The organism is Acetatifactor muris (assembly GCF_024623325.1).
Classification (GTDB): Bacteria; Bacillota; Clostridia; order Lachnospirales; family Lachnospiraceae; genus Acetatifactor; species Acetatifactor muris.
Genome location: NZ_JANJZD010000019.1, coordinates 106,515 through 120,261, shown reverse-complemented (window position 1 = coordinate 120,261; position 13,747 = coordinate 106,515). Strand labels below are relative to the sequence as shown.

The following is a 13,747-nucleotide window of genomic DNA, read 5'->3' as shown; positions in this document are numbered from 1 at the left end:
TGATTGACGATGAGTATGAAGAAACGATAGTCGGCACACCACAGGGAGGAAATATATCGCCCCTGTTAGCAAATATCATACTCAATGAACTGGATAAGGAACTGGAAGCAAGGGGACTGGATTTTGTCCGATATGCCGACGACCTCATTATCATGGTCGGAAGCAGACAGGCGGCAGACAGGGTAATGAAGAGCGTGCTCCGGTTTATTGAAGAAAAGCTCGGACTTAAGGTGAATGCTGAAAAGAGCAGGGTCGATAAGCCAAAAGGCATCAAGTATCTCGGATATGGATTTTACTATGACACATTTGCCAAAGCATACAAAGCCAGACCCCACCCTAAAGCGGTGGCGAAATTCAAGGCACAAATGAAGAAACTTACAAGCAGAAGCTGGGGAATAAGCAACAGCTATAAAGTGCAGAAACTGAACCAGTTGATTCGTGGGTGGATAAACTACTTCAAAATCGGTAGTATGAAGAAGCTTTGTGAAAGGCTTGACAAGCAAATCAGATACCGAATCCGCATGTGTGTCTGGAAACACTGGAAAACGCCAAAGAACAAAGAAAAGATGTTGATAAAGCTGGGGCTGAACAAGAGGTCAGCGCATGGAATATCGTATGCGAAAGGATACGCCAGAGTATGCAGGAGCTGGAATATCTGCAAGTGTATTAGTAACGAACGACTGGCGAAGTTTGGCTTAGTTTCTATGTTAGACTACTACACCGTAAGGTGTGGAACATGTTAAGTTGATTGAACCGCCGTGTACCGAACGGTACGCACGGTGGTGTGAGAGGTCGGTAGGCGAAATAATCGCCTACCTCCTACTCGATTATCTTATAGGAAAGTCCGCCGCCAGACGGCCATGGAATAAGTAAGGCGATATCTGTCACAGTGTCTCAAGTTCTTTCTCCGTCTCCAACATACGTTCCAGCAATGTCTCCTGAGTGTGCTCTTCTGTATCCAATAACGTCTGCAGTTCCATGAGTTTCTCATAGTCTGAGCTCAGAGAAGGATCCAGAAGCTGCAGCTGAAGCTCCGACGCCCGCTGCTCGCTGGCTGCCAGCTGCTCTTCAAATTTTTCCAGCTGTCTCGTCAGGCGGGATTTGATCTTACCGGGATTATTGTAGGTTTTCCTGTCGAAGACATCTGAGAGGGTGGGAGTATTGGATGCTGTCTGGCTGTCAACATTCCGGTCAGATTTCAAATCCGCTGACCGTCCGCTTCCCTTTCCTGCAGATTTGAACCCGGAAGCCGGACCGCCCGCTTTTCCTGTGCTGACAGAAGACGCAGAGCCGGTTTTTTTGGCTTTTTCCTGTAGATAATCCTCATAAGGCCAGGGATATTGGGTGACTGTATTTCCTTCAAATTCCAGAATACCTGTGGCAATCTGGCGGATAAAATAGCGGTCATGAGACACGAAGAGTACGGTCCCCGAAAAGGTGGAGAGCATCTGCTCCAGGGCCTCTTTTCCCACGATATCCATATGGTTGGTGGGTTCGTCCAGAATCAGCAGATTGGGTCTGGTCTGGAACATTTTGCACAGGGCAAGGCGTACTTTCTCACCGCCGGAAAGCTGTCCCAGTTTTTTCTCCACATCTTCCTGAGAGAATAGGAAGCTGCCAAGAGCACTTCGCACCTGTTCCCGTACCAGGCGGGGATATTCTGCCCAGAAATTCTCCAGTACAGTCTGTTCCGGGTCCATGGGCCCCTTGACAGCCATTTGCTGATCAAAATACCCCCATTCCACATTGGGGCCAAAGGTAAAGCTTCCGCCCAGAGGAGCTATGAGACCAGTGAGCGTTTTCAGTAAAGTAGACTTTCCGATGCCGTTTTCGCCGATGATGGCAATTCTGTCTTTTTTACGCAGAGAAAATGATACCTGACACAGTTCGTTTTCATAGCCGATACTCAGCTTTTTCGCAGTCAGTACATCTGTGTAGCTTTCAAGCCTGGGCTCAAACAGCGCATGAAAAGCTTTTGTGTCAAAACGTCTGGGTTTCTCGATTTTTACCATATGCTCAATGACCATGCGCTTGGACCTGGTAGCAGCTACTTTGCTGGGTGTATTTTTCCATTTTTCGATCCAGTCCGTGAGACGTTTGATTTCCTTCTGCTGTTCTTCGTAGTCCTTTTCCTGCTTGACCAGTGCTTCTGCCTTTTGCTTCATGAAGGAAGTATAATTACCCGGATAGCGTCTGATCCGGTGATATTCGATTTCGTAAGTTACATCAATGACCCGATCCAGGAACATTCGATCATGAGAGACAATGACCACGGCCCGGTCATAACTCTTTAAATAATCCTCCAGCCATTCGATGGTGGGAAGATCCAGGTGGTTAGTGGGTTCGTCCAGCAGCATAATGTCAGGTCTGCTTAAGAGCAGCTTAATAAATGCCACTTTTGTCTGTTGGCCTCCGGAAAAGCTTCCAATAGGCCGGGAGAGATCTTCAAGGGGAAAGCCGAACTTCTGGAACATAATCTCCATATCCTGGCGCCAGGTATATCCCCGGAGAGCTTCCATTTCCTTTTGAAGCCGGTCATATTCGTTCAGAAGAATCTGCTTGGATTCGGATTTGAGCTGTTCTTCGATTTCTTTCATTCTGGCTTCGCAGGCAAAAATAGGAGCAAAAACCTTTCGGATTTCATCTTCCACTGTGACTGATCCATCGGTAAAGCTGACCTGACGGAGAAAGCCGATCTGTTGCTTTCCGGACATAGTGATACCGCAGCTTTCATCGCTGTCCAGATTGTTCATTTTAATATCACCGGTAATCAATTTCAGCAGAGTGGTCTTTCCGCAGCCGTTTCTGCCTACGACAGCGATTTTCTCACTGTCGTGAATCTCGAAATTTACATCTTCCAATATAGTATCTGCGCCGTACTGGACCAGCGCATGCCTGATCTGATATCTCATTTTGAAAACCATGCCTTTCTGCAGCCTGTAAATTCCACACAACAGGAATGCGGACTTCTGCTTTCCTGCGCGTTCGAATATACGGCAATAATTTATCTAACGTAAAAACAAAGTGTGTCATACATAAAAACCGCGGCTGAACCGGCCGCGGTTTTGACAGATTTATTTTTATCAGGGGACGGCGGCTGGTAACCGCTGTCCGGCCGGGTAACTTCAGCCTGGCTGTAAACCCGGCAAAATCACGGAATATTTGATTGAATGATTGAGTGCCTTTGATAATGTCATTATTACTTCCTGTCTTTCTGAAAATGCATTTTCTGAGTCAATTCTGAAATCTTCGTTCCTTATCGTAACATAAGTGAAACAGATGTGCAATAGAAAATAATCGGCATGCATAATTCTTTTTCGATGGGGCAAACTGATAGCGAGCAAAACAAAACGAATATTCATCAATGGGAATATTTGCTTTGTCAGGATAAGATTGCGCTTACTAAAAAGAAAGGGAAGGCAGCCATGAGAAAGAATAGAAGGAACAATACCAAGAAAGAACGTATCATTATGATTGCCTCGTCTGCGTTCGTGCTATCGGCATTGACTATGACGGGGATTTACATGAAGTCGAACAATGCGGAGAAGCAGGATGACGGCTACATGATTGACTTTACAGAATTAGAAAATAATGCGGATGATAAACTTCAGGAAATTGCCGGCAATCAGGGAATGGATGGGAATAATCAGGCAGATACTCAGGACTCGGTAGACAGCCTGGTCAATGATATAGCCAAAGAAATCGACAATCTGGAGAATGATCTGGATTACCTTCCCATGGAAGCAGGATCCGGACTGGTGACGATACCGGGTCTGACTGATGGGGTAAACGAAGAAGTGACAGATGGAAACGAATTGGAAAAACCTGCAAAGGGAGATGATTCTGCGGTATCACCTTCCCCTGCACCTTCGGCTTCTCCAACCCCTTCTCCTGCTCCTGAGGCGGAACCGGAAACAGAGCAGCAGGAGGAAAGCAGTGAAGAAAGGGAAGTTGTCTCCCGGACACTGCATTTTGCGGAAAGCGATGGACTGCTTCGCCCTGTGAGCGGCGAAGTATTGATTCCCTTCAGTATGGACAGCAGTGTCTATTTCTCCACATTGGATCAGTTCAAGTATAATTCCGCATTGATGATCGGAGCAGCCGTGGGTGATACCGTAAGCGCCTGTGCGGAAGGAAAAGTTGTTGAGATCTTCCAGGATTCGGAAATCGGACATGCGGTGACGATGGAATTAGGGGATGGGTATAAGATCACTTATGGCCAGCTGGAAAATATCAATGTCACACTGAACAGCTATGTGGACCGTGGCCAGGCCATTGCCACAGTGGCTGCACCTACAAAATATTACAGTGTGGAGGGAAGCAATCTGTATCTGAAACTTACCTCAGGCGACACACCGGTGAATCCGGAAGCACTGTTCCGTTAGTGCGACAGGAAAACTTCAGGGTTCATATCCCTAATCCGGTTGAACGACAAATCGCAAATCGAGTATGAAAGCCGTTTTATCCTTTGAGGCTGGCGGGTAAAACTGAATTCATGTATGCAGGGAACTGTGCAGAGCAGAGAAAGGTACGGGAATAAGAATGTATATTATCGGCGGATTAATTAAGACTATGGCCGGCGAGGATATAGCGGATGGGTATCTTCGTACTGAAGACGGTAAGATTACGGAAATTGGAAGACGGGATGAAATGGCATTTCATCCCGCTCCTCATGAGAGGGTGATAGAGGTCAGAGAAGGCCTGATCATGCCAGGTATCATAGAAGCTCATTGCCATATGGGCATCACTGAAGAGAAAAAGGGAATGGAAGGGGACGACTGCAATGAAACGGTCAATCCCCTGACGCCATATCTGCGGGCTGTGGATGCTGTGAATACTATGGACGCCGCCTTTGACGACGCGGTGAGGGCGGGAATCACTTCGGCTATGATAGGTCCGGGAAGCGCTAATGTAGTCGGGGGGCAGTTTGCTTTTCTGAAGACAAGGGGACGTCGGGTGGATGATTTAATTGTCAGGGCACCGGCGGCCATGAAGGTTGCTTTTGGGGAGAATCCGAAGGTAAACTATTCCGGTCAGGGAAAAAGCCCTTCTACCAGAATGGCGATCGCGGCAATGCTGAGAGAGGAACTTTTCAGGGCACAGGCCTACGGCAGGAATAAGAAAAAAGCGCTTGCCGCCGGCGAGGACTTTGAGGAGGATTTTGCGCTGGAATGCTGGCTCCCGGTGCTGGAGCGGGAGATTCCTTTAAAAGCACATGTACATCGGGTGGACGACATTTTTACGGCTGTCAGAATTGCAAAAGAATTCCATCTGAAGATGACACTGGATCACTGTTCCGAGGGACATCTGATTGCAGAGGAGCTGGCAGCAGAAGGGTTTCCTGCTATTGTGGGACCGGATCTGGCCAGCAGGAGTAAAATTGAGGTTCAGAATATGGCCTTTAAGACAGTGGGAATACTGAATCGGGCAGGTGTTATGACTGCTGTCACCACGGATCATCCGGTTTCTCTGATTCAGGCGCTTCCGCTCTGCGCCGGACTGGCAGTAAAATCCGGGCTGGATTTGGAGGAAGGCTATCGTTCGATCACGATTCACCCGGCAGTAATCTGCGGTGTGGCAGACCGTGTGGGCAGCCTGGAGGTGGGAAAGGATGCGGATATTGCCATTTTCACCGGAAATCCCATGGAGGTGTTCACGGAAACCCTTTATACCATTATAGACGGGCAGGTCGTATATGAGGCGGGAAATGACTGAAAGATAAACGTTTGCATTGGCGGCAATCTATGATAAAATGAGATATCACAGGAAATGCGATGGGAATCCTGTAATCAAAAGGTTATTATAGAAACCGCATTGCTTTGAACTGTTACGAATTGTCATGTGTGGGCGGTGGAATGAATAATTATCAATAAAGGATATCTGCCGCGCATACCTGGCATGGAAGGCGGATACATAAGGAGCAGCGAACAGATGAAAATAGTGGTTTTGGCAGGAGGTATCAGCACGGAGCGGGATGTGTCCTTAAGCTCCGGGGGAATGATTTATCAAGCATTGTCGCAGAGAGGACATCAGGCGATTCTGCTGGATGTCTGGCTTGGATACGAAGAGGATATCAGAGGAATTTTTGAGCTGGAGACGGACTGGGCAGTTCAGGTGAAGGCGGTGGCAGAGGAAAATCCGGATATAGAAGCCATTAAGGCTTTGCGCAGGGACGATTCAAAAAGCTTTTTCGGCCCCAATGTGCTGGAAATCTGCAGGATGGCGGATTGTGTGTTTCTGGCGCTGCATGGTGCAGGCGGAGAGGACGGCAGGATTCAGGCCTGCTTTGAGCTGTTGGGGATTCCCTACACAGGCGCAGATTTTGTGGGTTCCTGTCTGGCGATGGACAAGGGAATTACGAAAGACATTTTTCAGACCTGGAACATTCCGACTCCTGTGGGGATAAGAGTAAAAAAGGGAGAAACGGAAGAGAGGAGGATTTCGTATCCCTGTATTGTAAAGGCCAGCTGCGGAGGATCCAGTATAGGCGTCTATATCGCAGAAAATGACAGAGAATATGAAAGCGCAAAAAAAGAGGCCTGGCGATACGGCGATGAAATCATTGTGGAGCAATACATAAAAGGAAGAGAATTTTCTGTTGGCGTCATAGACGGCAGGGCTCTGCCGGTGATAGAGATGGCGCCTAAAAAAGGATTTTACGACTACAGAAATAAGTATCAGGCCGGAACTACCATAGAAACCTGCCCGGCACAGATTTCCGAAGAAAAAAGCCGTGAAATGCAGGAGATCGCAGAGCGGGTATTTCGGGCGCTGCGGCTGAAAAGCTATGCGCGCATGGATTTTGTGATGAGTGCCGGGGAGGAGGTCTACTGCCTGGAGGGCAACACATTGCCGGGCATGACACCCACCTCTCTGCTTCCGCAGGAAGCCGCGGCGGCAGGGATGGATTTCGGAGAGCTGTGTGAGAAAATCCTGCAGATGGCGTTGACATAGAGCATGTCCGGGATTGCTCTGCGGGAAGTGATACCAGGTACATGTATGGGGAACTTAAATCAAAAAACAGCATACATGGAGCTGGTATCCAGAGGAATACCGGACATAAGGATGTCCGGGATTGCTCTGCGGGAAATGATACCAGGTACATGTATGCGGAACTTAAATCAAGAAAGGAAATAGGTCGGATATGATGGATTTCACATTGAAAGAAATAGCGGAGGCCTGTGGAGGAGCACTTGTATTTCCGGGAGGCGCGGACGAGGAAGACAGATGTGTGAGTTCTGTGGCAATCGACTCCAGACTGGTTGAAACGGGGGGTGTATTTATCGCAACGCCGGGTGAGCGGGTAGACGGGCATAAATTTATTCCCACTGTGTTTGCGCAGGGAGCAGCGCTGGCGGTAACGCAGAAGAGTCCGAAGCAGGTGGAGGCGGAACATGGCTGTGAGGCGTCCGGGTGGGGATGCTATCTTCTGGTGGAGGATACGCTGCAGGCGCTCAAGGATATGGCGGAAGCCTACCGGAAGAAACTGGATGTGAAAATCGTGGGGATTACCGGCAGTGTGGGCAAGACCAGCACAAAGGAATTCATTGCGGGAGTATTGGCTGAAAAGTATCAGGTCCTGAAAACGGAGGGGAATTTTAACAACGAGATCGGTGTGCCCCTGACCCTTCTGCGGATTCGGCCGGAGCATGAGGTGGCGGTGGTGGAAATGGGAATCAGTGATTTCGGAGAAATGCACCGGCTGAGCAAAATGGCGCGGCCGGATATCTGTGTGATGACCAATATCGGACAGAGCCACCTGAATAACCTGAAAGACAGAGACGGCATTCTCAGGGCAAAATCAGAGATTTTTGATTTCATGGCTGAGGACGGGGAAATCTGTCTGAACGGGGAAGACGATAAACTGGCGGGGCTGAAAGAAATAAGAGGACATATTCCGCATTTCTTTGGATTAGGCAATCACCCTGCGGAGGAAGCTGTCGTGACGGATATCGTCAGCAATGGACTGGAGGGCAGCGATGCGCTGCTTCTGACGAGACAGGCAGAGGGAGAACCCATCCGGCAGCCGATTCACATTCCGCTGCCGGGCAGACATATGGCGTTGAATGCGGCAGCTGCCGCCTGCGTGGCAGGGCTGTTGGGCTTAAACGGCAGTGAGATTGCCGCCGGAATCGGAAAAGTGGAACTGATGACAGGACGGACTCATGTAATTCGTCTTCCCCGGTATACTCTGATTGATGACTGTTATAACGCCAACCCGGCGTCCATGAAGGCAGCCATTGATTTGCTTGCGCTGGCGGACACCAAAAAGGTGGCCATTCTGGGAGATATGCTGAATCTGGGAGAGAATTCTCACAGATACCACGAGGAAGCGGGAAGCCATGCGGCGGCTTTGGGTATTGAGCACATTCTCTGTGTGGGGGAGGAGTCCCGGCATATGTTCTGGGCCGCGGCAAATAACGCGGAAGAAACTACGAAGATTTCTCATTATCCTGACACGGAGACGCTGCTGAGAAGCCTTGCGTCAGACAGCGGGGAGCTGGTGCCGGAGGGCAGCACTGTGCTGATTAAAGCCTCTCATGATATGGGATTTGCGAAAGTACTGGAATTCTTAAGGAGCTGATGCCTGTAATGAAAGGAATCGCGTTTAGATTTACCGGGCATGTCATGCATGGAGGTGTGCTTCGATGCAGAGAGGCCTGTGCAGATTTGGCGTAACAATTCGGACAGAATATCTGCACAGGAATTTTGAGAAGAGTGTGGGTATCATGCCAGAGACTAAAGAGGCAGCTTTTCTGATGAATGCGGCTGGGGGCCGCCATGTAGTAAAACTGTCCGTTTATTAATTCTGCTCGAACCGTTTCAGGCAGACGGTAGTAGTCCTCTTCGGTCTTTTCCATTCTAAAAAAGAGTTTCATGAAAAATAAAATTTATAAAATCTTAACCTGTTTCATCCATATTTATGAGAAAATAAAAGATAATTATAAAATGCCGGACCGGACAAAGGCCAGATCAGCATAAGGCAGGGGAGAGGGCCAAATTGGAGCGGCATGGGGAACAAAAACGAGGGTAGATATGAACGAAAAAATATTGGTGGCGGACGATGAGAAAGAGATTGCAGACCTGGTGGAGCTGTATCTGAAAAACGAGGGCTTTCAGGTTCTGAAGTGTTATGACGGTCCGGAGGCCATGAAGCTGGCGGAGGAGGAAAAACCGGAGCTTGCCGTGCTGGATATCATGCTTCCCGGGGCCAGCGGATTGGAGGTGTGTCGTAAAATCAGAGAGAAGCACACTTATCCGATTATCATGCTGACAGCAAAGGACGGGGAGGTGGATAAGATTAACGGGCTGACCATGGGGGCTGACGATTATATGACAAAGCCCTTTCTGCCGCTGGAACTGGTGGCCAGAGTGAAGGCGCAGCTGCGCCGATATAAAAGGTATAACACGGTTCTGCCGCCGGAGGACGTGCTGTCTGTATCCGGACTTGTGCTGAACAGTAAAACCCATGAATGTTATTTGAACGAAAAGCTGCTGAATCTGACTCCCACGGAATTTTCCATTCTCCGTATTCTGTGTGAGCGGAAAGGACAGGTAGTCAGTGCGGAGGAGCTGTTCCATCTGATCTGGGAGGAGGAGTACTATACCAAGAACAACAATACCATAACCGTGCATATAAGGCATCTGCGGGAGAAGATGGGAGATTCTTTTGAACATCCGAAATACATTAAGACAGTCTGGGGGTGCGGATATAAAATTGAAGGTTAATCCGAAGATAAAGAGATTTGTTATTACATTGCTGTTGATTGCAGGAGGTCTGCTTCTCTGTCAGTTTGCCTATGTGTTGATAGATTATGTGATGAATGGCTTTGTGCTGGACTGGTTTGATAGAAATTATGTCTATTATGAATGGGTTCCGTTAAGAGACGGTCAGGACGGATGTTACAGTCAGCATATTGTCTGGTGGAAATTGAAGGATCTGGTGTTCAAATTCTCTGTGGGACTGGCTGTTTTCCTGATTGTGACAGTCCGGCTGATAACGATTGTATATGCTTCCCGACAGGAGAAGAAATGCATTCAGACAATAGGGCGGCTGATCAGTGATTATATGAAGCATGACAGGGAAGTATCAGAAGTGTTTCCGGAAAATTATGCGCCGGTGTCCGCGCAGATGGCGGAAATCAAAGCGGCCATACAGCGCCAGGAGCAATTGCAGAAGGAAGAGGCGGGAAGGAAAAATGATTTGATTACCTACCTTGCCCATGATCTGAAGACGCCGCTTACATCGGTTGTCGGCTACTTAAGCCTGCTGGATGAAGCGCCGGATATGCCGGAGCCCCAGAAGGAAAAATATGTGCATATCACGTTGGACAAGGCCCAGCAGCTGGAAAAGCTGATCAATGAATTCTTTGAGATAACACGTTATAATCTGCAGCAGATTGTGCTGGAAAAGGAAAGCGTAGATCTGGCTTTTATGCTGGTTCAGATGACGGACGAGTTCTATCCGGTTCTCTGTGCCCGCGGAAATGCCATAAGGCTGGAGTGGCAGACAGAAGAGGAAGAGAGCGGCGAAGGCAGACAGGCGGAGGATATCTTCTTCGTCTATGCCGACCCGGAGAAGCTGGCCAGAGTATTCAACAATATCCTGAAGAATGCCATCGCCTACAGTTATCCGGACACAGAAATTCTTGTGACCTGCAGAGCGGAAGCGGAATATGTGAGTATCACTTTCGCCAACAGGGGCAAGACTATCCCGGCGCAGAAGCTGGATGCCATTTTCGAGAAATTCTTCCGCCTTGACGATGCCCGCTCCACCAACAACGGGGGGGCCGGCCTGGGACTTGCCATTGCAAGAGATATTGTCACCCTCCACAGAGGTACCATTACGGCTGACAGTGCGGATGAGGTGACAACATTCACAGTGAAAATTCCCAATCTGGTCTGAGATGAGAGTATAGTCTGTGAAAAGGAATCGGCTTAACCTGCTGACGGAGAGGTTACGGCATATATTCTTCTTTCAGCCGGAAATATTTCTCCGAAATCAGGTTGCTGACATGAGAGCCCAGATTTTTTCTCAGGGCCTTATCCATCTCAGCCGGATAAATCGGTTCCTCAAACTGCAGAATGACAGTGGCCCGTTTCACTTTTGGCAGATGGTCTTCGAATATGGCGGCGGCGTTTAAAATGGTCATGGGAACCACAGGAACGCCGCCTTTTTCCGCGATTTTGAAGCTTCCTTCACGGAAGGGCAGAAAGGTATCGTTTACTTTATTGCGCGTACCTTCCGGGAAAATGCACATTGACACGCCGTTTTTCACTTCTTCCACACCTTTGAGAATGGTTTTTAAGCCCTGCTTAATATCATCTCTGTCCAGAAAAAGACAGTGGATATTTTTCATCCAGTCCCGGAGCAGGGGATATCGAAGCATTTCCTTTTTGGCCACAAATCCGGTGACGCCGGGGAAATTGACGTATGTGATGAGAATATCAAAATAACTGCGGTGATTCCCCACAAATAAAACCGCGCTGTCGGAGGGGATATTTTCTTTTCCCCGGACAATCAGTTTCACTCCGGTGAGAACGAGAATCCAGCGGAAGGCCCATTTGATGATGGCTTTTGAACTTCTGTCCCTGAGCCCGGGATTCCGCTTTCCAATCAGCCATTCTACTATCAGCACAGGTATGCTGAGAACCAGGAACAGGAATACAAATAATGCCACTAAAACCAGACGTATCATAATGCCAGCCTCTTTTCTGCTTTGAAAATTTGGAATAAAGCGATTTATCTCATTTCTGCTATCTGAAATCTGTCACAGGATTTACTTCCCCGGATCCTATGCTCCAAATTCTATCATAGAAATCCACAGCTGTACATAAAATAGAGAAAAATAGGAAAAATTTCGTGAGGTTTACGATTGAAAAAGTTAAAATCATGTGGGATTCTGATGGCCTGTATGTTGCTTCTGGTGGGCTGCACTCTGCTCAGTGAGGAAAAAGTCAAGCTGCGGGACCTGGATTTTACGGTACTCAGCGAGGAAAAGATACCGGAACAGCTGATGGCGGTTATCGAAGAAAAGAAAGCGGCGCCTTTTCACGTCACCTACACGGACAATGACAATCTGTACATATGTGTGGGCTACGGGGAGCAGGAGACAGGAGGATACAGCATTGCGGTAGACGAACTGTATCTGACAGATTCCAATATTTATGCGGCCACCAGCCTGTTGGGGCCGGAGGCTTCGGATAAGACCACGGCAGTTCCTTCCTATCCTTACATTGTCATTAAGACGGAATATCTGGAGCAGACGGTGACCTTTGAGTGACAACGGCAGACAGTTCTTGCTTTTCCGTACAGTGTCATGTTACACTGGTAAAAAAGGCGGATGGCAATCCTGTGGGAGGAGAGTCGGCTGTCCGGAGACAGGAGGCATAGATGCTGCTGATACGGAATGGTTATGTGATTGATCCCAAATCCGGCGTGGAAGGAAAGTATGACATTCTCACGGATGGGGACAAAATCAGAAAAATAGGAAAGAACCTTGAAAGGCCGGACGACCGCTTTCAGGTGATTGACGCGGAAGGGCTTCTGGTGGCGCCGGGACTGGTGGATGTGCATGTACATTTCAGAGATCCGGGCTTTCCGGAAAAGGAGGACATTCTCACGGGGGCGGCGGCAGCGGCGGCAGGCGGCTTCACTACCGTGGTATTGATGGCGAACACCAGGCCTCCGGTGGACAACAGAGAGACGCTGACGTATGTGCTGGAAAAAGGACGCAGCACAGGCATCCATGTGCTGAGCTGCGCCAATGTGACTCTGGGGATGCAGGGCCGGGAGCTTACTCCCATGGAAGAGCTGGCGGCGGCAGGAGCGGCAGGTTTTACGGATGACGGGATTCCGCTTTTGGATGAAACACTGGTGAGAGATGCCATGAAAAGGGCGGCAGCTCTGGATATGCCCATAAGCTTTCACGAGGAAGACCCGGCCCTGATAAGCGACAACGGTGTCAACAGGGGAAAGGCCAGCACATTTTTCGGCATCGGCGGCTCTCCGAGAGAAGCGGAGATTACTTTGACCGGGCGGGACCTGGAACTTGCGCTGGAGACGGGAGCCTGCATCAACATTCAGCATATCAGCGCAAAAGAGTCCGTGGAACTGGTGCGACAGGCAAAAAAGAGAGGGGCCAATATCCATGCGGAAGCCACACCCCATCATTTTATGCTGACCGAGGAAGCTGCCATTCAGTACGGCACACTGGCGAAAATGAACCCTCCCCTGCGGGAGGAGGCTGACCGGCTGGCCATTATCCAGGGACTTGCGGACGGCACAATCGACATCATTGCCACTGATCATGCGCCTCATACCGCGAAGGAGAAGGAGCGGGACATTACAAAAGCGCCCAGCGGCATTATCGGGCTGGAGACGGCACTGTCCCTGGCCATTACGGGACTGGTGAACGAAGGCCGTCTCACCATGGGACAGCTTCTGCGTCTGATGAGTACGAACCCTGCCGGCCTTTATCATCTGAACGCGGGCTTTCTGGCGGAGAACGGACCGGCCGACATTATCCTGATTGACACTGCCGCGGACAATGTTCCCGGGAAGTATGTGTCCAAAGCGTCAAACACACCGTTTACGGGATGGAAGCTGAAGGGAAAAGTGGTGAAGACCATAGCGGCGGGAAGGGTAGTATATTCCGGCTGATCGGCTTAATTACGGGATAAAACTTGACGAAGCAAAGCTGCTTGTATATAATTTTAATAACGGTCTGGAAGTGGATAACCGTTC

At 49.1% G+C, this 13,747-nt stretch carries 12 protein-coding genes; 10 read left to right on the top strand and 2 right to left on the bottom strand.

All coding sequences use genetic code 11. From position 1 onward, the window contains the following. Window positions 1–743, top strand: a 743-nt coding sequence (locus NSB25_RS17810; protein WP_257479288.1) for a reverse transcriptase domain-containing protein, incomplete at its 5' end; no start/stop codon positions are given. A 141-nt stretch (window positions 744–884) separates the two neighbouring features. On the opposite strand, the gene abc-f is transcribed toward NSB25_RS17810, so the two are convergent. Next, on the bottom strand, window positions 885–2,912 hold the full coding sequence (gene abc-f / locus NSB25_RS17805; protein WP_103240847.1) for a ribosomal protection-like ABC-F family protein: 2,028 nt from the start codon (window positions 2,910–2,912) through the stop codon (window positions 885–887). A gap of 513 nt (window positions 2,913–3,425) precedes the next feature. Here abc-f and NSB25_RS17800 point away from each other — a divergent pair. The 7 genes from NSB25_RS17800 to NSB25_RS17765 all read left to right on the top strand — a co-directional run bounded on the left by NSB25_RS17800 (window position 3,426) and on the right by NSB25_RS17765 (window position 10,906). Then, window positions 3,426–4,385, top strand: a complete 960-nt coding sequence (locus NSB25_RS17800; RefSeq protein WP_172455177.1) for a peptidoglycan DD-metalloendopeptidase family protein — start codon at window positions 3,426–3,428, stop codon at window positions 4,383–4,385. Between the two features lie 157 nt (window positions 4,386–4,542). Then, window positions 4,543–5,715, top strand: coding sequence for an amidohydrolase (locus tag NSB25_RS17795; protein ID WP_103240760.1), 1,173 nt, complete (start codon window positions 4,543–4,545; stop codon window positions 5,713–5,715). Between the two features lie 216 nt (window positions 5,716–5,931). Further along, entirely contained in the window at window positions 5,932–6,954 is a 1,023-nt protein-coding gene (locus NSB25_RS17790) for a D-alanine--D-alanine ligase family protein (RefSeq protein ID WP_103240848.1), read from the top strand. 190 nt (window positions 6,955–7,144) lie between these two features. Continuing rightward, window positions 7,145–8,584 (top strand): UDP-N-acetylmuramoyl-tripeptide--D-alanyl-D-alanine ligase, encoded by a 1,440-nt coding sequence (locus tag NSB25_RS17785; RefSeq protein ID WP_103240762.1) that lies wholly within the window; start codon window positions 7,145–7,147, stop codon window positions 8,582–8,584. 64 nt (window positions 8,585–8,648) lie between these two features. After that, a complete protein-coding gene (locus tag NSB25_RS17780; RefSeq protein WP_172455178.1) occupies window positions 8,649–8,807 on the top strand; it encodes a hypothetical protein in 159 nt (52 codons plus the stop codon). Between the two features lie 229 nt (window positions 8,808–9,036). Further along, window positions 9,037–9,729, top strand: a complete 693-nt coding sequence (gene vanR, locus NSB25_RS17770) for a VanR-ABDEGLN family response regulator transcription factor (RefSeq protein WP_103240764.1) — start codon at window positions 9,037–9,039, stop codon at window positions 9,727–9,729. Then, the gene (locus NSB25_RS17765) at window positions 9,671–10,906 is read left to right on the top strand and encodes a sensor histidine kinase (protein WP_257479287.1); all 1,236 of its coding nucleotides are present in this window, start codon (window positions 9,671–9,673) and stop codon (window positions 10,904–10,906) included. Before vanR ends, NSB25_RS17765 begins: the two co-directional genes overlap by 59 nt. Window positions 10,907–10,958: 52 nt before the next feature. Here the strand turns inward: NSB25_RS17765 and NSB25_RS17760 are convergent, their stop codons facing one another. Beyond that, window positions 10,959–11,699, bottom strand: a complete 741-nt coding sequence (locus NSB25_RS17760; RefSeq protein WP_103240765.1) for a lysophospholipid acyltransferase family protein — start codon at window positions 11,697–11,699, stop codon at window positions 10,959–10,961. A gap of 177 nt (window positions 11,700–11,876) precedes the next feature. Between NSB25_RS17760 and NSB25_RS17755 the strand changes: the two genes are divergently transcribed. Together NSB25_RS17755 and NSB25_RS17750 are read left to right on the top strand one after the other, a co-directional pair. After that, window positions 11,877–12,284, top strand: coding sequence for a protease complex subunit PrcB family protein (locus tag NSB25_RS17755; protein ID WP_242982506.1), 408 nt, complete (start codon window positions 11,877–11,879; stop codon window positions 12,282–12,284). Between the two features lie 110 nt (window positions 12,285–12,394). Then, on the top strand, window positions 12,395–13,663 hold the full coding sequence (locus NSB25_RS17750; protein ID WP_172455179.1) for a dihydroorotase: 1,269 nt from the start codon (window positions 12,395–12,397) through the stop codon (window positions 13,661–13,663). Window positions 13,664–13,747: the final 84 nt, after the last annotated feature.

Coding starts and splice junctions, on each gene's coding strand:
- abc-f (WP_103240847.1), bottom strand. CDS start 2,912: ATGAGATATCAGATCAGGCATGCGCTGGTCCAGTACGGCGCAGATACT.
- NSB25_RS17800 (WP_172455177.1), top strand. CDS start 3,426: ATGAGAAAGAATAGAAGGAACAATACCAAGAAAGAACGTATCATTATG.
- NSB25_RS17795 (WP_103240760.1), top strand. CDS start 4,543: ATGTATATTATCGGCGGATTAATTAAGACTATGGCCGGCGAGGATATA.
- NSB25_RS17790 (WP_103240848.1), top strand. CDS start 5,932: ATGAAAATAGTGGTTTTGGCAGGAGGTATCAGCACGGAGCGGGATGTG.
- NSB25_RS17785 (WP_103240762.1), top strand. CDS start 7,145: ATGATGGATTTCACATTGAAAGAAATAGCGGAGGCCTGTGGAGGAGCA.
- NSB25_RS17780 (WP_172455178.1), top strand. CDS start 8,649: ATGCAGAGAGGCCTGTGCAGATTTGGCGTAACAATTCGGACAGAATAT.
- vanR (WP_103240764.1), top strand. CDS start 9,037: ATGAACGAAAAAATATTGGTGGCGGACGATGAGAAAGAGATTGCAGAC.
- NSB25_RS17760 (WP_103240765.1), bottom strand. CDS start 11,699: ATGATACGTCTGGTTTTAGTGGCATTATTTGTATTCCTGTTCCTGGTT.
- NSB25_RS17750 (WP_172455179.1), top strand. CDS start 12,395: ATGCTGCTGATACGGAATGGTTATGTGATTGATCCCAAATCCGGCGTG.